Consider the following 17,769-nt stretch of genomic DNA (forward strand, 5'->3'; position numbering starts at 1 on the left):
GGAGAAAAACAAGAGAGACTTAAAGCCTTTCTTTGCGTCTTTGCGGCTTTGCGTGACCTGCTTTATGCCTTTGTTTCCAACTGCCTGAAATACTCTTCGCGGCAGAAGTTCTCCACCTCGACCATGGTCCTGAAGGCTTCCCCGAACCCGTCGCGCCCGAGCGTGAAGACGCCGTGGCCGTAGACTATGGCGGAACCGCTGGCGCCGATAACGGGGGGAACGCGCTTGGCGAGCCCTCCCGCCCCGATCTCGCCCGCCACCACCGGCGTGCCGCCCAAGTCCCGCACGTGGGGGCATTCCTTCCAGCAGTCCTTGATGGCGCACTCCTTCTTCTTGTCGCAGAGCATGCTCATGATGACGGCGAATTTCGGGTGCCCGTGCAGGATGACCCGCGCCCCGGTCTCTTCGAAGATCTTTCTGTGGGCCAGGAGTTCGCTGGAGGCGGTGATCCCGGTCGTGGAGGAGTTGTCGGTCGGCACCGGGTCGATGCACCCCTTCAGCTCGTCCAGGCTCGCGGCGGTCTGGGAGATGTAGATGAGATCCCCCGCTGCCGCCGAGATGTTGCCGAAGAAGGAATCGACCAGCCCCCGCTCGACCGTGTAACGCCCCACCCGCTCGATCTCATGGAGGATCTCTTCCTTATCCAGAGAGATGGCATCGACGAACTCCAGCCCCTCGGCCGAAAGCGGCTTCAGCCACTGTTTGCTGAAGCTCTCGAACGCCTCGCGCTCGCCGGGGAGCTTGAAGCCGTCAGTAAGAAGGTCCTGCAGGTATTTGACGAAGGTGGAATGGAACACCGAGGAGTAGTTGATGAAGGCCTGCTCCACGGTGATGGCGCCGACAGCTATGATGCCCACCCCCTCGACGATGACACCCTTGCGGCTACCCAGAAGCCGCGCAAGCTCAGGCGCCGGGTCGCCGGCTAGATCCTCGCGGCGCAGAAACGGGATGTCGTGCAGGAAGGTCCGGGTCTCGGTGTCCTGCGGCAGGATGAAGGTTTCCCCTTTCCCCGCCCGCGCTATCAGGAACTCCGCAAAGGGAAGCGAGGGGCGCGCGGCCACGAGCGCGAGGGAGTTGAGCCGCGACAGCGTGCCGCCGGCAAGCTTGGCAAGCTCCGGGCTCCCCTGCGCGATCAGCACGTCGTCCTGCGCCGCAATGGCGATGGCGCCGGGAATAGCGGAGCGGTCCGCCAAAAGCTTCCCTATGTATTTATCGATCTGGTCTCTCATGGTTGGGCCTTAGGTCTCTTGGTTTCCAGCTGTTCAGGGGAGCTTTTCGAGGAACGAAGCATCGGCAAAGGTGCCGTCAGGGGAGAGCCCGCGGATACGGTAATACTTCTGCAGCTCTTCCTGGAAACGCGCGCGGTCAAGGGGCGGAATCTCGATCCCCTCCCCTGCCGAACCGGGCTCGCGGTAAAACCGCTCCGGCAAGAGATCGTCCTTCATGCGGAAGCCGTTGGCGCAGTTGTAGAAGCGCTCGGTGAGGTAGATCCGCTCGCCTATGGCCTTGAGCGACTCCGGGCAGTACTCGACCCCGGTCACCGCGGAGAGGAGTTCGCCGTACTCCTCAAGCGTCGCCCCGAAGAAGGCGAATTTGCAGGCAACCAGCGAGTCGACCGCGGCGTTCACGTCCTCGGCGATCTTGATGATGCGAGCCTTCCCGGAGAAGGAGAAGCGGTCGGTCGGGACCGGCTTTCGCAGGATCTCGTGCGAGATCGGGTAAGCGCGCAGGTGGCACCCCCCCCGGTTGGAGGTGACGTAGGCGAGCGCCATGCCGTAGGCGCCGCGCGGGTCGTAGGCGGGAAGCTCCAGCGACTTGACGCTCATGGAAAGCCCGGGCTTGCCCAAGGCCTCGGCCACCCTGCGGGACCCCTGGCAGAGGAGTTCACCGTCGCCGCGCCTGAAGGCCATGTCCGAGAGGAGCCGGTCCACCTCGGCCGGGTCGGGGAAGCGCCCCCTCGCCTCTCCGAAAGCAGAGAGGGTCGCGGCTGCCGAGATGGTATCGAGCCCCAGCTCGTTGCAAAGAGTGTTCGCTCTTACGATGGCGTGGAGGTCCGAGATGCCGTTCAGCGCGCCGAAGTGGTTCACCGTCTCGTACTCTGGGAGCGGTTCCCCCTTGGCGCTCGCCTTCTTGCACTGGATCGGGCAACCGTAGCACCCTTCCTTTTTGGCGCCGCACTCCTTGCGGATGGCGGGGCCGGAGTAGTTCGCCGACAGGGCAAAGAAAGTCGATTTGAAGTTTTCCGTCGGCGCCATGCGCCGCTGGGCCATCAGGTCCACCAGTGCCGGGGTGCCGTACTCGGCGATCCCCAGCTCTCCGAAGATGACGGGCGAAGCGCGGAACAGGCGCATGACGTCGGCGCGGGCGGCGTCGAAGCGCTCCCGGTTGGCTACCCCGGTCACACCCTCCCCTTGCACCGTGACGGCCTTGAGAAGTTTCCCCCCCATGACGGCGCCGAGCCCACCCCGGCCGATGGAGTTCCCCTCCCCCATCATGATGTTGGCGAAGAGGACGCCGTTTTCCCCGGCAGGGCCGATGGCGGTCACGCTGCCGCGCCCTTTAAGCGCCGCTACCGTTTCCTTCACACCCTTGCCCCAGTGCTCACCCGCGGCCAGGATCTCGGCGCGGTCGCCGTCGATGGCGAGGACGACCGGGGTTGCGCTCTTGCCGGTGACGAAGACGACATCCAGCCCCGCCCCCTTCAGACGCCAGGCAAAGCGCCCGCCGGCTGAGCAGTCGTAGATGGTGCCGGTGAGCGGCGAGCGGGAGACGCAGGCAAGCCGGGCAGCGGTGGGCGAGTTGGTGCCGCAGAGCGGGCCGACCGCGAAGATGAGCGGCATCTGGGGGTCGAAGGGGTCGAGGCGGAAGTAGTCCCGCATCAGCCGGACCCCGAGCCCGCGCCCGCCCAGGTAGGCGTGCAGGATCTCGGTCGGGATTTCCCTGCGCTCGCAGGTGCCGCTGGTTAAATCGACGTGCAGTAATTTTCCGGTCCAGCCGTACATAAAAACCTCAAAGTCCGTTCAGCGTTCAACGTTCAATGTTCGATGCGTCCCCATACCGGGGCCAAGCGCCATGTGGCGGCACGTACAGCTTGAGACCTTCCGGAGCACGGTGACCGTAGCAACGGCTCTGCCCGCAGGGAAGAAAATGTCGAACCTTGAACGTTGAACGGTGTTCCTAGGGTTAAAGCAGTTCCGTCTTGCCCCTGCGCTCCAGCTCCTCTACCACCTTCTTCACGTCCTGGGCCGCGGACTTGGCGCAGACCAGAAGCGCGTCAGGCGTGTCCACGACGATCAGGTCCTTTACGCCCACCAAGGCTACCATTTTGCCGTTGCCGTAGGCAAGACACTCATTGGAGCCGACGGAGACGGACCCTTCGGCGGCGATCACGACATGCCCGTCCTCGCCTGCCTCCATCACCTCCGGAAGCGCGCTCCAGGACCCCACGTCGCTCCAGCCGAAGGACGCCGGTATCACCTGCACGCTTTCGGCCTTTTCCATCACGCCGAAGTCGATGGACTCCCCCTTGATTGAGCCGTAGATCTCGGCTATCTGCGGCTTCAGGTCGGCGAGCTCCCATACGTCCGAGTCGAAGCTGAGTTTGGCCAAGGCATTCGAGAGTTCCGGCATGTGGATCGCAATCCGGTCCAGGATGGTGCAGGCCCCCCAGACGAACATCCCGGAGTTCCAATAGAAACGGCCGGTGGCGAGAAACTCCAGGGCCCGCTCCAGGTTCGGCTTCTCCACAAAGCGCTGCACGTCTACCGCACCGCTCCCCCCTGCGGCGGCCGCCTCTATGTAGCCGTAACCGGTCTCGGGCCTGGTCGGCGCGATCCCGAGCGTCACCAGGCTCCCCGCCTGGGCAACGCCCCTTGCCTCTACCAGGGTGGCGCGGAAGGTAGCCTCGTCCAGGATGTAATGGTCGGCAGGAAGGACAGCCATGACCCCGTCGGGATCGAAGCGGGCGATGATGGAAGCGGCAAGGCCGATGGCGGGGGCGGTGTTGCGCCCCACCGGCTCCTCGATCACGTCGACCGCGACCTCCTTGATGTATGCGAGCTGGCTCCTGGTCTCGGCCGCCTGCAGCGCGTTGGTCACCACCAGTATCCGTTTCGGCTTCAGCGGCAGGACCCGCTCCACCGTCCTTTGCAGCATCGACTTGCCGCCGAAGACGGACATGAGCTGCTTGGGCGTGCTCTTGCGGGAAAGGGGCCAGAACCTGGTGCCGGAACCGCCGGCCAGAATGACTATGTACATGTTCACCTCCTGTAGCTTTTAACTTGACCTGATCAGCAATCGCACCGGTCCCCGCCCCCGGAGGGGGAGGGTCAGGGAGGGGGCAGTTCCATCTTCGCTTCTCCAGGCTTCCCCCCTCCCAACCTCCCCCCTCCGGGGGGAGGGGCCAATCGCTCAACTCAACGTCGGCCGGGCTCGCCAAACCGGCGGCCGATTCGTTCGATCGCCGCAGCCGGCACAAATGCAAAGAGGCTGAGCATCGCCCCCATCTTGGCGGCGCCGCTCAGCTTGAGATCGGAAAAGGCCTCGCCTGCCACGAAGAGGGCAACGGTAAACCCAATCCCTGCCAGGAAGCCGGTGGTGACCAGTTCGCGCAGCCCCATGCCGACCGGCAGCGGAAAGCCCATGCCGCGCCCAGCGAGCGCGAACGACACGATCCCCACAGCCTTGCCGCCTAACAACGCCGCGAGGACGAGCCAGGTGGCGCTACCGAGCGAGCCGAAGGAGACGCCGGCGTTGACCAGCCCGAAGACGAATAGCCCCAAGTCGACGAACAGCTTCCAGTCGTGCTCGAAACGTGAGAGCGGGGTGTGGTCCGCCGGGTCGAGCTCGAAGAGGTGCGCCGTCTCGCTGGAGGGGTGCGGCAGGAAGGGGATGACGAAGGCCAGCGCCAGGGCCGGGTGCAGATGGGCGAGGAACAGGCCGGACCAGCTCAGCACCCCTCCTGCGGCGAGGTAGGGCCAGTAGCTGGTCACCCGGCGCAAACGGAGCCAGTAGCAGGCGGCCATCCCCGCCAGTGTGAGGAGGAGCCAGGCCGGTGCGGCGGGGGTGTTCGGGTCCCCGTAGAAAACGGCGATGATGGCAAGCCCCACCGCATCGTCGGCGACGGCCAGAAGCAACAGGAAGGATATGGCGGGGTGCCCCTTGCCGAAGATGAAGCGGGCGGCAAGCCAGGCGAGCGCGATGTCGGTCGCGGTGGGAATGCCCCACCCCCTGGCAAGCTCGGGAGCGCCGAACCAGCCGTTCAACAAGAGGTAGACTGCGACCGGGCCCAGGACGCCCCCGGCCGTTGCCAAGAGCGGGTTCACCGCGCGCTTCAGCGGATGCAGATCCCCGCCGGGGAGGCAGCTCTGGGTGATCTCGACCGCAGCCATGCCGAAGAAGAAGGTCATGAAGAGGTCGTTGGTGATGAAATGGAGGGAAAGACCGGCGAGGACCGGCTCGTGCAGGAGATGGTGGTACTGCTCCGGCGCCAAGTTGGCCCAGGCGAGGGCAAGGATGACGCCGGCCACCAAAGGAACCGAGAATTCCTGCAGGAGGCTCAGTTGTTTCCTCATTTAAAGGGCCGGGTCCACGTCCGGGTCGATGCTGGTTTCGACGCGCTGGTAGTCGTCCTGGAAGCGGACGATATCGTCCTCGCCCAGGTACTCGCCGCTTTGCACCTCGATGATGATCAGGGGAATCACCCCCGGGTTTTCCAGGCGGTGGCTGGCCCCGATGGGGATGAAGGTGGACTCGTTGATGTTGACCGTTCGGACGCTGTCGCCGCAGGTGACCTTGGCGGTGCCGGAAACGACGATCCAGTGCTCGCTTCTGTGGTGATGCTTCTGCAGCGACAGGCGCTGGCCCGGCAGGACCTCGATGCGCTTGATCTTGTAGCTGCTGTTTTCGTCCAGTACCGTGTATGTTCCCCAGGGACGCTCTCCGCGCTCCATATTTCCTCCAGTGCTGTGTCTGCTATCGTGCCGGCCGCAGTTCCAGGTACCGCTCCAGGGCTTGCTGCCAGGGCTGCAGCGCGAACCCGGTATCCTGCGCGAGCTTGCCGCAATCGAGCGTCGAGTAGAGCGGGCGCGGCGCCGGGCGGTTCAGTTCCGCCGTGCTCATCGGGTTGACCTTGATGTCGAGCCCCGCCAGGCGGAATATCTCCTTGGCGAAGCCGTTCCAGGAGACGAAACCGGCGTTCGCGGCATGGTAGGTGCCCCCGCACCCCTTGTCCAAGAGCGCCTTGATGGCCAGGGCGAGATCGCGGGCCCAGGTGGGGGAGCCGATCTGGTCGTCCACCACGGAAAGTTCGCTCCTCTCCCCCGCCAGCTTCAGCATCGTCTCGACGAAGTTCTTGCCGCCGTGGCCGTAAAGCCACTGTGTCCTGACGATCAGGTGGTCGGGGTTGAACCAGGCGTTCATCTCGCCGGCGAGCTTCGACTCGCCGTAGATGGAAAGCGGAGACGCGAGGTCGTCCTCGAGGTAGGGCGCACCCTTCTTGCCGTCGAAGATGTAGTCGGTGCTGACCTGCACCAGCTTGGCGCCGATCTCCTTGGTGGTCAGGGCCAGGTAGGCGACCCCTTCGCCGTTGACCTGCATAGCCTTTTCCACCTCGGCCTGGCAGCCGTCCACGTCGGTGTAGGCGGCGGCGTTGATGACGATGCGGGGCTTGAGGGTCAAAAGGACCCGCTGCACCGAAGCGAGGTCGGTGATATCGATGTCGTCGATGTCCACCCCGCGGGCGGCGTCCCCGAACACCTGCATCAGTTCCTGCCCCAGCATCCCCTTGCTCCCCACCACTAATATCATCGCTTCCCCCGCCCCTTGTAAGGGGACTGGCTCCGCCAGGTGCCTGTCCCCCTTCGGTTTTAGTGCTGCCCGTACTGCTTCTCGTAGTATTCGCGGTAGGCGCCGGAAACGACTTCCTCGACCCACCCCTGGTTAGCCAGGTACCAGTCGATGGTCTCGGCGATGCCGCGCTCGAAGGTGTAGCTCGGTTCCCAGGAAAGCTCCCGCTTCAGCTTGGAGGCGTCTATGGCGTAGCGGCGGTCGTGACCCTTGCGGTCCTTGACGAAGGCGATCAGTCCCCTGCTCTCGCCGGGGCGCCGCCCGAGCCTTTCGTCCATCAGGTCGCAGACCAGGTTCACGATGTCTATGTTCTTCCACTCGTTGTTGCCGCCGACGTTGAAGATCTCCCCCGGCTTTCCAAGCTTTAGCACCCGCTCGATGGCGGCGGAGTGATCCTTCACGTGCAGCCAGTCCCGCACGTTAAGCCCGTCTCCGTACACCGGCAGCGGTTTCTTCTTGAGGATGTTGTGAATCATGAGGGGAATCAGCTTCTCCGGGAAATGGTACGGGCCGTAGTTGTTGGAGCAGCGGGTGTTCAGGGTGGCAAGGCCGAAGGTCTCGGAGTAGGCGCGCACCAAAAGATCCGCCCCAGCCTTGCTGGCCGAGTAGGGGGAGTTGGGCGCCAGCGGCGTCTCTTCGGTGAAGTACCCTTGGGCGCCGAGGCTGCCGTACACCTCGTCGGTAGAGACCTGCAGGAACCGGAAACCGGCAACGCGCTCCGCGTGCAGCCGGCTTGCTTCGAGCAGCGTCTGGGTCCCGAGGACGTTGGTCCTCACGAAGATGTCGGGGCCGGTGATGGAACGGTCCACGTGGGATTCGGCGGCGAAATGCACCACCGCGTCCACCTCTCCCTCGGCGAGAAGTCCGGCCACGAGGCCGGCGTCGCAGATGTCCCCTTTCACGAAGCGGTAGTCGGGGTTTTCCTCCACCGCAGCCAGGTTCTTCAGGTTCCCGGCGTAGGTCAAAAGGTCCAGGTTGATGACCCGGCAGCCGGGGTTACCGGCCGTGAAGTGGTTGATGAAATTGGAACCGATGAACCCGGCACCTCCTGTCACCAGAAGCGAGGTCGGGGTGAATGCGTCCTGCATGTAGCCTCCAGATCGTAACCGTTTGCCGCGTCGGCCTTGACTGCCGCAATTATTCAAACCGCTTTCCTTGATACACCGGAAAACACAATCGTGTCAACTTCTTAGCATTTCCCAACCGGCACGGGCCAATCGGGGGAAAAGCTAAAATGCCCGCAGCGGGCCCAGCGAACCGAGCCCTGCCAGCGTGAAGTTGACGCTGAACTGCTGCTCGCCGGCGACGTTGCGGCTCCCTACCCGGTCGGAGTAGGAGAAGACAACGCTCCAGCACTGGCGCCGGTACTCGACGGCGTAGCGGGATTCCAGCAACTCCCCGCTATCCGCGGAATAACGCCCCAAGAGATCGGCGGTGATGTCCTTGGTGACCGGGAAGGTGAAGCCCCCCTCGACGTAGTCGACTTCCCCGCGGCTGTGGCGGTACCCGAGCTTCGCCTTGTCGCGCCCCTCTCCCTTCAGCTCCACCCCGACGTTCGCGGTGGAAAACTGGCTGTCGCTCGTGTTGTAGCGTGTATCGAACGCCACGGAGAGCCGTTGTACCGGGGTGAGCACCCCCTCCAGCATCAGGTCCGTGAGTCGGTGTCCCTCGTCCACCAGGGTGAGGAGGTCGCGGCGCTGCCCCGAAAGCCAGTACCCCTGGGAGAGCTTCAGGTAGAGGAGGTCGCGGTACTCGGGAATTCCGTCCGCCTCGGCGAACTTCCGGGTCACCACGTTGCTGAGCGACCAGCGGACGGCATTTTGCCCCAGCACGCGATCGTCGTAATCGAAAAACGGGAGGTCGCCGTCGCGCCGTTGCTGTACGAAGCTGTACTCGACAGCCGGGATCATCAGATGCCGCAACCGGCCGTCGTACACACGCTCCAGCGGCAAAGAGAGAGATCCGCCTGCGTCCGCCTGCCCCAGTTGCCGCCATCCCCTCTCGCTGCTCTCCCCTTGGGCGTTGTACATCCGCTGCTGGTAGCCGCCGTAAAGGGAAAGGTCTAAAAGGCCGGCGGGTTTGCCGTACCAGGCGAGTCGGGGATGCAGTTGCAGGCGCTGACCGGTGGCTCCCGCCTCGCGCTGGAAGCTGGTGAAGCGGCTATCCATGGAGAAAAAAGTGGGCCCCACCTTTTCGCCTGCGGCGATGAAACCGAGAATGGGAAGCCGCTGCAAGGTGGCGTCGTTGTTGGGGGTCTCCAGGTCGTCGGTGTAGCGCAGCTCGCCGAACAGGCCGCTGCGCTCCCAGCGCTGGTCGAAGGAGGCCGTCGACTCCAGGTACTGCCGGTTGTACTCGCCTGAGAACTCGCCGTAATCCAGGAAGTAGCGGCGATCGGTGATGAGATGGATATTGGAGGCAAGGGTGAGCCTGGGGGTGAGGAGTTCCAGGTGCTGCTGGTCCACCTCGCCACGGAACTCCGACTTCTGGGTGTCGTAGATGCCGAAGGTCTGCAGCCGTCCTGAGCTGCCGTGCGGACGCAGGTAGCGGTAGTCCAGCCCCCCCCCGACTCCCCGGGAGCTTTCCAGGTCGAGGGTGAAGGTCGCCTCCTGGCTGGGATTGATGGCCCAGTAGTAAGGCTGGTCGTAGTAGAACCCTTTCTTGGAAGAGTAGCCAAGCCTTGGGAGCAGCAGCCCCGACTGCCTTTCGATGTTGGCGGGGAAAATAAGATAAGGGGTATAGAAGATGGGGACGTCGCCTGCGTAGAAGACGGCATCCTTAGCCGTGGCGAAATCCTCCAGGGTCACCTTCACCTGCCTGGCCTCGAACCTCCAGCTGGGCTTGTCGCCGTCGCAGGTGGTGAAGGTTCCCTTGGTCATCTTGTAGTCGTCGGGGCCGGTCTTCTCCAGGCGCTCGGCGCGCAACCGGAAGTTCGACCTCTTGACGAAAAGCTCTCCGTTTAAGAGTTCCCCTGTTTGAGACAGCAGGTTCAAAGAGAGGCTGTCCCCCTTCATGGTGTCGCCGCTGCGCTCCATGAAAACGCCGCCCTGCGCCTGGGCCTCGCCGGTGAGCCGGCGGTAGACCACGCTGTCGGCCAGAAGGGAAAGGCCGTCCTGGGTGATACGGACCTCGCCCTGGGCACGGTAGCTCTGCGTCGGGACGTCCACCGAGAGGTCGTTCGCTTTCAGGGTGACCTCTTTGTCGACGGGGACAGCGAGTTCGCCCTGGGCGGGTACCGCCAGCAGCATAAGGTATGTGAGAAGCCAAGCGGCTCTTGCAGCTTTCATTGCACTCCATTAATAAGACGACCGATTAGCAGTGAGCTTTCCGCTAATCTCACTGATCTCGTTCCCAAGGTCCGGCTTGGGAACGCAAGGATTGCCAACCAGGAAAGGCTCATCTCGTTCGGGGAGCCTCGCTCCTCGTCCCCCTCCTAGGGGAGGGAAGGTGCCATTCAACCCCGAAAAGGCTCGAAGCTGCGCGACAGCAGGTATCCCCGCGCCTCCCCGACGGCAAAGAGGGATCCGCAGACGAGTATGAGGTCTTCATCGGCGGCGGCAGCTTGCGCCTGTTGCACCCCCTGCGTCACGCTCCCGGCCTCCTGCGCCGGCACCCCGGCGGCAAGGCAGAAGCGGGCGATCTCTTCCGCCGGCAGCGCCCGTTCCAGGGCCGGGGTCACGCAGAGTACCTGGTCGGCCAAGGGGAGCAGCGGCCCCAGTATCCCTCCGAGCTCCTTGTCCCCCATGACGCCGACCACCATGAAAAGCCTCGCGCGCGGGACCTCCGCGAGCGCCTCGGCGAGGGCGTTGGCGCCGGCTGGGTTGTGGGCGCCGTCCAAAAGCACGCGCGGCGGCCCGGGAAAGAGCTCCATCCTTCCCGGCCAAAAAGCGCGCGCCATGCCGGCCGCCATCGCCTGCGGCGACAGCGGGAAGCCGAGCCCCCCCAAAAGTTCCGCAGCCGCCAATGCCAAAGCGGCGTTGCCGCGCTGGTAGCGCCCGAAAAGCCCGACCTCGAGCTCGTCCAGGGTCACCCCGATGCCGCGGTAGCAGAGCCTCTCCCCCTGCCAGAAGGCGTCGAAAGATTCCTGCTGGCGGTACAAGGGGGAGCCGATCTCGTCGGCGCGGGTTGCTATGGCCGCTTCGGCCTCCGGGTGCTGCGAGGCGCATACCAGGGGCGCCCCCGGCTTGCAGATGCCGGCTTTCTCCTGAGCTATCTCAGCGAGGCTTTCCCCCAGGTACTCGGTATGCTCCAGCGAGATCGGGGTGACCGCGCAGAGGATGCCCTCGAGAGCGTTGGTGGCGTCGAGGCGCCCCCCCATGCCGGCCTCGAACACCGCTACCTCGACCCCTTTCTCGGCGAAAGACAAAACGGCCAGGGCCGTCACTATCTCGAAGAAGGTGCTCTCCGGCGGAGCGGCGTCCATAACGCGCGCGGTCAGAAGCACCACATCCTCTTCGGATATTTCGTTGCCGTCTATGCGGATGCGCTCGGTGAAGGAGATCAGGTGCGGAGAGGTGAAGAGCCCCGTCCGGTACCCTCCGGCGCTGAGTATGGAACTGAGAAAGGAGGCGGTCGATCCCTTGCCGTTGGTGCCGACCACGTGGACGCTCCGGAACCGCTCCTGAGGATTGCCCAGCGCGGCAAGCAGCGGGGAGATCCGGGAGAGCCCCGGCTTCATCCCGAAACGCCCCAAGGCGTAGATGTGGCTGAGGGTTTCGGCGTAGGTCATGACAGGCCGGGATTATAGGTAAAGCGCATGAAAAAGTCCATAAAATAGGGGCGGCTCGAGGAGGATTGCTCAAGCCGTCAAGGCTGCTAGCGGGGAAAGGTTTCACCCCATGCACCAAAATAAAAAAGGCGCCGGCCAGCCAACAGCTGATCCGGCGCCCGTGATTCGGATGACGCCTCTTTACGGGCGATAGAGCATCTTCAGGATGCTGGAGAGCTGCGACCTCATCTTGCTCCTCTCCACGATGACGTCGACCATGCCGTGGTCCAAAAGGTACTCGGAGCGCTGGAAACCCTGGGGGAGCTTCTGCCTGATGGTCTGCTCGATGACGCGCGGGCCGGCGAAGCCGATCAGGGCCTTGGGCTCGGCCAGGTTGATGTCGCCCAGCATGGCGAAGCTGGCGGTGACCCCGCCCGTGGTGGGGTCGGTAAGGATGGAGACGAAGGGAAGCCCCGCTTCGCGCAGCTTGGCCAGCGCCGCGGAGGTCTTCGCCATCTGCATGAGCGAGAGGATGCTCTCCTGCATGCGCGCGCCGCCGGAAGCGGAGACTATGATGCAGGGGATACGGTCGGAAAGCGCGCGTTCGATGCCGCGGGTGATCTTCTCGCCCACGACGCTCCCCATGGAACCTCCCATGAAGGAGAAGTCAAAGACGCAGATCTGCACCGGGGTCCCCTCGATGCGGCCGGCGCCGCAGATGATGGCGTCCTTGCTGCCCCCCTTGGCAAGGGCCTGGTCGATGCGGTCCTGGTAGCTCTTGGAATCCTTGAAGTCGAGGAAGTCGACCGAGACGACGCCTGCGTCGAATTCGGTGAAGCTCCCCTCGTCGAGGAGAAGCTCCAGCCTCTTCTTGGAGGAGACCCGGTAATGGTGGTTGCACTTGGGGCAGACGTTGAGATTGTTCTCGATGTCCTTCGTATAGATCGTCTCGCCGCAGCTGACGCACTTCGTCCAGAGCCCCTCGGGAACCTTCACCCTGGGAGCCGGTCCCTTAGCCTGCGGCGGATTGTCTCTTTTAAACCAAGCCATATGTGCCCTCTTCTGGGGAAATGCCCCTATTGTTTTAAAAATCGTAAATCCGGCGCTGATACTTATCAGATCGCACCGTCTATGTCAAACAAAACGGTTTACGCGCAAAGCTAACCAGCCGGAACAAAAGCGGTTACTGCCGGGAGCCCTTCAGCACTCCTTGTTTTAGCGCCGAGACGAAGCCTCCCAGCTGTTCCAGGAGTTCGGCCCCCTGGTACTTCTCGAAGTACTTCACCAGCGCGCTTCCCACCACCACGCCGTCGGCCACCCGGGCCACCTCCCCCGCCTGCTCCGGGGTGGAGATGCCGAAGCCGACCACGAGCGGCAGCTCCAGCGCCCCGCGCACCTCGGTGACCCGCGCCGCCAGGTCATCGGCGACCGCGCTCCGCGCGCCGGTGACGCCGGTGACGGAAACGTAGTAGATGAAGCCGCTTCCCTGGCGCGCGACCATAGCGACCCGGGAGGCGTCTGAGGTCGGGGTGAGGAGGAAGATGAGGTCGAGTCCGCAGCTGTCGGTGGCCCCTTTCAGCTCAGCGGCCTCCTCGGGGGGGAGATCCACCACCAGCAGGGCGTCGACCCCGGCTTGGGCCGCATCGAAGGCAAAGCGCTCGGAACCGTAGGCGAAGATGGGGTTGAAGTAACCCATCAGCACGATGGGGACCTGGGTCTTTTCCCTGAGCCTCGATACCAGCTCCAGTATCGCCGGGAGCGTGGTGCCGGAGGCCAGGGCCCGGTCGGAGGAGAGCTGGATGGTCGGGCCGTCAGCCATGGGATCGGAGAAGGGAACTCCCAGCTCGATCAGGTCGGCCCCTGCCCGTTCGAGTTCGAGCACCACCTTTTCCGTAGTCGCCAGATCCGGGTCGCCGGCGGTGACGAAGGTAACGAGCGCCTTTTCCCCCCGCTCTTTCAGGCTGGCAAATCTATCTGAAATCCTGCTCATCAGGCCCCTCCTTATTTATTGAATGTCGCACGGCTGGATCACGCCTCCCGGCGCCCCCTCCGAACAGCAGATTATGTAACGAAAAAACGGAGAAACTGCAAAAACAAAAAAGTCCCCCAGGTAAAAAAAGGGGGATGCGGGGGACTGCTCTGGGCGGGAGAAATCCCCACCCCCCCGGCAAGGGGGGCTGGGAAAGTTGCCGGTTTGCTTGGCAGGGTGATCAGATCCTGAACGCGTCCACTTCTTTTTTCAAGAGCTCGGTCTGGCGGAACAGCTTGTAGACCGCCTCGTCCATGACCCGCGTCGCCTCGAGGTTCGCGTCGGTCGCCTGCTGGATGTCCTCCACCGAAACGACGATCTGCTCGCTGCCGCGGGTCTGCTCGTCGCAGGCGCGCTTTATGTGGCGGATCATCTCGGTGATGCTCTCGGTGGACTGGGCGATCAGGTTCCCGACCTTGTTCTGCTCGCGGGTGGAAGAGAGCACCTGCGAGGTGAGCCCCTTCATGTGCTCGACCGCGCCCATGATCAGCTCGCTCCCCTGCCCCTGCTCCTTGGTGGCCTTGGCGATCTGCGCCACCATCTCGGAGACCTGCTCCATCGCCTCCCGGATCATCTGGCTTCCCTTGGCCTGCTCGACCGTAGTGCGGGCGATTTCGCCCACCTGGGCGGTAGCCTCGTTGACCCCGACCACGATCTTCGCCAGCGCCTCCCCCGATTTCTGCGAGAGGAGTTCGCCGTCGCCGATGGAGCGCTCGGCCTGGTCGATGGCCTCGACGGCGCGTCGGGTCTCGTCCTGGACCGCGCGGATCACCTGCGAGATCTCGCGGGTGGAGCTGGAGGTGCGCTCGGAAAGTTCCTTGATCTCGTCCGCGACGACGGCGAAACCCTTGCCGTGCTCTCCGGCCTGGGCCGCGATGATGGCCGCGTTCAAGGCCAAAAGGTTCGTCTGCTCGGCCACCTCGTCTATGACGGAGAGGATGTCGCCGATGTCGGCGGCGCGCTCGGAGAGGGTGGTGATGACCTCGCTGGTGATCTGGGAAGCGCGTTTGATTTCCTGCATCCCGTTGATCACCGCCTCGACCGCCTCGCGGCCGGTCTCGGCATCCTCGCGCACCCCCTTGGAGATGGCCGCCGTCTCGTTGGCGTTTCTCTCCACCTGCTTGATGGAGCTGTCCATCTCCATCACGGAGGAAGCGGTAGCGGTGGAGACTTCCATGAGGCTCACCACGCCGTTACCCACCTGCTTGATGGAAGCCCCCATCTCGACGATGGACGAGCTTACCTCGTTCACCGACAGAGCCAGGTTCTCCATGTTCTGGACCACCTCCTCGACGCTTGAGGCCATTTCCAGGATGGAAGAGGAGCTCTCAGACGCCGAGATGGACAGGGAATCGACGCCGTGGGCGACCCCTTTTACCGAGGTGGTGATCTGGACGATGGCCGCGGAAGTCTTGGAGACGCTTTCCGCCTGGGTCTTCGCCGAGCCGACCACCGAGTGCGAGGCCTGGGCCATGGTGTCCGAGATCCCGGCCAGCTCCGCGGCGGAGCGGAGCACCTTGCCGATCATGACGGAGAGCTTGTCGACCATCTCGTTGAAGTCGCTTCCCAGCTTCCCTATCTCGTCGTGCGAGTCAAGCGAAGTGGTCGCGGTCAGGTCCCCCTCGGCCCCGCGGTTGACCGCCTCGCAGATGGCGCCCACCCGGGTGACGATGTTGCGGGTGATCAAGATCCCCAGACCGACGGCCACGGCGACGGCCAGCAGGATGACCACGGCGAAGGTGACCCCCGCCGATTTCTGGATCTCGGTCACCCGGGCATTGGCCTGGTTCATCTGGTTGCCGACCTCCACCAGGATGTCGTCCAGGTCGGCCTTCGCCTTGTCGTTGGCCTCGGTGATCTCCTCGTTGGCCAGATGGTTCAGCTTCTCGTCCGCCAGGGCGTCCTTGGCGGCCTGGTTCAGCACCCCGGCGGAGACCCCCTTGAAGAGCTCCTGCTTCTTGGCGATGAGCTCGTCCGCCACCTGCTCGAAGGCGGCCCAGCTCACCAGGAACTCCCTGGTCCGCTTCTCCACCACGCTCCCCTTGGGAGCCGGAAGCACGCCGAGCTTCTTGTTCCCTTCCAGGATGATCTGGGCCTGGCTCAAGAGGGTGTCCCGCTTCATGCGGTAGTCCTCGACGTACTCCTCCAGTTTGTCCGGGTCGGTACGCACCAGCGCAGCCTGCATCAGGCTCACGTGGCAGTACTTCTGGGTCACCCCCATGAGCAGCACCAGTTTCTGCTGCTTGGAGAGCTGCTCCAGGATGGTCTGGATCTGTCCGCCGACCCTCTTTATCCCCAAGGCGCCGAAACCGCCGGTGAACGCGACCAGCAGGGCCATGACCAGGAAGGCGATTATCAGCCGGCTACGCAGCGTGAGGTCTTTCATCGCGTTATTGCCCCGCTTCGCTCAACAGGTAGTTCATCAGGTCGACGGTGGCCTTCACTTCGGGCTTGGTCATGTTGGAGTCGGGCTTTCTGAGCATCTTGATGCCGTAGGCCTTGGTGGCGGTGCGGTCGAAAGGCTGGCCGGAGATCGGGGCCACGCCGGTCTGGATGGCGACGATGGTGCGCTCCAGGGTGTGACACTTGACGCATTTGGTTCTCATGACGTCGTAGTTTGCCTTCATGGCCGGCGGGAATGAGGTGGGGTCAAGGCGCATGGCGTCTCCCCTGCCGACGACTTTGAGCCCGGCATGGGCGCTGCTTGCGGTCGCTGCGAGAAGAAGCATAGTAACAAGGAACTTTTTCATTTTCTTTTAAATCCTCCCAACGGTGTATAAACGGCGGCAATACCGCCATGTTTGTTTCTTCGGCGTCCCCACTACAAACTGAAGGCGAGAGAGGCGAAGGCTGTGTTGCTGTTTCCTTCCGGGGCTTCGCTGTGGATGTATTCCAAGGAAAGCTTCAAGTTTTGCAGCGGTGAGTAGGCCAGCGCGGGGATGAAACGCTTGGTCCCCCCGTTGCCGGTGTCCAAGTGCTCGTAGCGGAAAAGCGGCACCAGGTTGACCGGTGCCCCCAGGTAGTACTCGCCTTCCAGCGTGTACGCGCGGCTGTCGACTTCCTGCCGCACCCAAAGGGTGGGGTTGGAATCCCTGCCGAAGCTGCCGCTTCCTTTCAGGTGCAGCCGCTTGTACAGTATGTCGGCCTCTGCGCCTATGCGGCGGAAGTTGTTGAGGTTCTGCGCGATGCCGTTATTGAACTGGCCGTTTTGCCCCCAGTAGCCGAAGACGCCGGTGGTGATGGCGAGGTAGTCCCAGATGCTCTCCCCTTCCAGCTCGAGTTCGGGCTCCTGCCCTTTCAGGTCAGTCCCGCCGAACTTATAGGAAATATGCCCGTAACCATCCTCCCGGTCCTGGCCGTCCCTATCGACAATGCCTGCCGCGACGAACAGGCGGTTGCCCAGCACCGCGTTCAGCTCAATCCCGTCCTCGGTCGCGTCACTGCTAAACGGCGAATTGCCTACCAGATAGGTGGTGGAGGCGTAGGAGGGAACGGGGAGGATGCGGTTGCTCTTCTTCCAAAGTGACAGCTTGGGCTCGAAACGTCCCACCTTGAGGTTCACCGGAGAATTAAGCGCGTGGCGCCATACCAGGAACAGCTCATCAATGTCGGGATCGTTGTTTGGGGGGGTATTCGTGTTGCGTGCCGGGGTGAGCGCCTCCGACCCCGCATGCCCCGCCCCTTGCGAATAGAGGTTGTAGGTGAGGAAGAAGCCAGCCACGTCCCGGAGGGAACCGCCGGCGTGCAGCGTTAGCGACCTCGTGGAGAGGTTGACTTTGTTGCCATCTGCGGCGTCGTTGTCATAGGCCAGGTCGGCGGTCGCGGTAAGAGAGATGGGGAGCTGCAGGGGCAGACCGGAGATGGTTGCCCATTCGTTCCCGGCCGGTTCCCCCCCTTGTGTCGCGGCGCTGACCGCCTTCGCGCCGTTTTTCTTGTGGGGCCAGACATAGCTGTTCTTCAGGAAGGCGTCACCGAACTCGTTCAATTCCGGGTATATCGTGTGACAGGTGGAGCACTCGGTCTTGTGTTGCCGACTGAAAGCGGGTATTGCGTCGGCCTTTTCAGGAACAAGCAGGGGCGCAAGAACAAAGCCCAAGGTGAGCAGGGCAGCTGCGGTTACTCTCTTTAAGAACATTTTTGTCTCCTGCAGAATCAAAAAAAATACATTATTGTAAGAATAAGCTAATAA

General features: G+C 63.4%; 14 protein-coding genes. All 14 read right to left on the minus strand.

Going from position 1 to position 17,769, the window contains the following annotated elements; translation table 11 throughout:
- Positions 1-62 precede the first annotated feature (62 nt).
- The 14 genes from K419_RS0106160 to K419_RS0106225 all read right to left on the minus strand — a co-directional run bounded on the left by K419_RS0106160 (position 63) and on the right by K419_RS0106225 (position 17,715).
- On the minus strand, positions 63-1,229 hold the full coding sequence (locus K419_RS0106160) for a class II aldolase/adducin family protein (protein ID WP_026840813.1): 1,167 nt from the start codon (positions 1,227-1,229) through the stop codon (positions 63-65).
- A 33-nt stretch (positions 1,230-1,262) separates the two neighbouring features.
- Positions 1,263-3,002: an aldehyde ferredoxin oxidoreductase family protein gene (locus K419_RS0106165; protein WP_026840814.1), complete on the minus strand. Its 1,740-nt coding sequence runs from the start codon at positions 3,000-3,002 to the stop codon at positions 1,263-1,265.
- A gap of 181 nt (positions 3,003-3,183) precedes the next feature.
- Positions 3,184-4,257, minus strand: coding sequence for a mannose-1-phosphate guanylyltransferase (locus K419_RS0106170; RefSeq protein WP_026840815.1), 1,074 nt, complete (start codon positions 4,255-4,257; stop codon positions 3,184-3,186).
- Positions 4,258-4,415: 158 nt separating this feature from the next.
- On the minus strand, positions 4,416-5,573 hold the full coding sequence (locus tag K419_RS0106175) for a Na+/H+ antiporter NhaA (RefSeq protein ID WP_026840816.1): 1,158 nt from the start codon (positions 5,571-5,573) through the stop codon (positions 4,416-4,418).
- Positions 5,574-5,951, minus strand: coding sequence for a phosphomannose isomerase type II C-terminal cupin domain (locus K419_RS0106180; protein ID WP_026840817.1), 378 nt, complete (start codon positions 5,949-5,951; stop codon positions 5,574-5,576).
- Between the two features lie 22 nt (positions 5,952-5,973).
- A complete protein-coding gene (gene rfbD, locus K419_RS0106185; protein WP_026840818.1) occupies positions 5,974-6,807 on the minus strand; it encodes a dTDP-4-dehydrorhamnose reductase in 834 nt (277 codons plus the stop codon).
- A gap of 59 nt (positions 6,808-6,866) precedes the next feature.
- Complete coding sequence (rfbB, locus tag K419_RS0106190; RefSeq protein WP_026840819.1) at positions 6,867-7,934, minus strand: dTDP-glucose 4,6-dehydratase; 1,068 nt, start codon at positions 7,932-7,934, stop codon at positions 6,867-6,869.
- Positions 7,935-8,075: 141 nt separating this feature from the next.
- Complete coding sequence (locus tag K419_RS0106195; RefSeq protein WP_026840820.1) at positions 8,076-10,130, minus strand: LPS-assembly protein LptD; 2,055 nt, start codon at positions 10,128-10,130, stop codon at positions 8,076-8,078.
- A gap of 167 nt (positions 10,131-10,297) precedes the next feature.
- Positions 10,298-11,572: a bifunctional folylpolyglutamate synthase/dihydrofolate synthase gene (locus K419_RS0106200; protein ID WP_026840821.1), complete on the minus strand. Its 1,275-nt coding sequence runs from the start codon at positions 11,570-11,572 to the stop codon at positions 10,298-10,300.
- A 180-nt stretch (positions 11,573-11,752) separates the two neighbouring features.
- Entirely contained in the window at positions 11,753-12,601 is an 849-nt protein-coding gene (gene accD, locus K419_RS0106205) for an acetyl-CoA carboxylase, carboxyltransferase subunit beta (protein WP_026840822.1), read from the minus strand.
- 133 nt (positions 12,602-12,734) lie between these two features.
- On the minus strand, positions 12,735-13,541 hold the full coding sequence (gene trpA / locus K419_RS0106210; RefSeq protein WP_026840823.1) for a tryptophan synthase subunit alpha: 807 nt from the start codon (positions 13,539-13,541) through the stop codon (positions 12,735-12,737).
- Between the two features lie 220 nt (positions 13,542-13,761).
- Complete coding sequence (locus tag K419_RS0106215; protein WP_026840824.1) at positions 13,762-15,966, minus strand: methyl-accepting chemotaxis protein; 2,205 nt, start codon at positions 15,964-15,966, stop codon at positions 13,762-13,764.
- Positions 15,967-15,970: 4 nt separating this feature from the next.
- A complete protein-coding gene (locus tag K419_RS0106220; protein ID WP_026840825.1) occupies positions 15,971-16,330 on the minus strand; it encodes a hypothetical protein in 360 nt (119 codons plus the stop codon).
- Between the two features lie 71 nt (positions 16,331-16,401).
- A complete protein-coding gene (locus K419_RS0106225) occupies positions 16,402-17,715 on the minus strand; it encodes a porin (RefSeq protein WP_026840826.1) in 1,314 nt (437 codons plus the stop codon).
- Between the last annotated feature and the right edge of the window lie 54 nt (positions 17,716-17,769).

The organism is Citrifermentans bremense R1 (assembly GCF_000426865.1).
Lineage (GTDB): Bacteria > Desulfobacterota > Desulfuromonadia > Geobacterales > Geobacteraceae > Geomonas > Geomonas bremensis.

Coding starts and splice junctions, on each gene's coding strand:
- K419_RS0106195 (WP_026840820.1), bottom strand. CDS start 10,130: ATGAAAGCTGCAAGAGCCGCTTGGCTTCTCACATACCTTATGCTGCTG.
- K419_RS0106220 (WP_026840825.1), bottom strand. CDS start 16,330: ATGAAAAAGTTCCTTGTTACTATGCTTCTTCTCGCAGCGACCGCAAGC.
- K419_RS0106170 (WP_026840815.1), bottom strand. CDS start 4,257: ATGTACATAGTCATTCTGGCCGGCGGTTCCGGCACCAGGTTCTGGCCC.
- K419_RS0106200 (WP_026840821.1), bottom strand. CDS start 11,572: ATGACCTACGCCGAAACCCTCAGCCACATCTACGCCTTGGGGCGTTTC.
- K419_RS0106160 (WP_026840813.1), bottom strand. CDS start 1,229: ATGAGAGACCAGATCGATAAATACATAGGGAAGCTTTTGGCGGACCGC.
- accD (WP_026840822.1), bottom strand. CDS start 12,601: ATGGCTTGGTTTAAAAGAGACAATCCGCCGCAGGCTAAGGGACCGGCT.
- K419_RS0106180 (WP_026840817.1), bottom strand. CDS start 5,951: ATGGAGCGCGGAGAGCGTCCCTGGGGAACATACACGGTACTGGACGAA.
- K419_RS0106165 (WP_026840814.1), bottom strand. CDS start 3,002: ATGTACGGCTGGACCGGAAAATTACTGCACGTCGATTTAACCAGCGGC.
- rfbB (WP_026840819.1), bottom strand. CDS start 7,934: ATGCAGGACGCATTCACCCCGACCTCGCTTCTGGTGACAGGAGGTGCC.
- K419_RS0106215 (WP_026840824.1), bottom strand. CDS start 15,966: ATGAAAGACCTCACGCTGCGTAGCCGGCTGATAATCGCCTTCCTGGTC.
- rfbD (WP_026840818.1), bottom strand. CDS start 6,807: ATGATATTAGTGGTGGGGAGCAAGGGGATGCTGGGGCAGGAACTGATG.
- K419_RS0106175 (WP_026840816.1), bottom strand. CDS start 5,573: ATGAGGAAACAACTGAGCCTCCTGCAGGAATTCTCGGTTCCTTTGGTG.
- trpA (WP_026840823.1), bottom strand. CDS start 13,541: ATGAGCAGGATTTCAGATAGATTTGCCAGCCTGAAAGAGCGGGGGGAA.
- K419_RS0106225 (WP_026840826.1), bottom strand. CDS start 17,715: ATGTTCTTAAAGAGAGTAACCGCAGCTGCCCTGCTCACCTTGGGCTTT.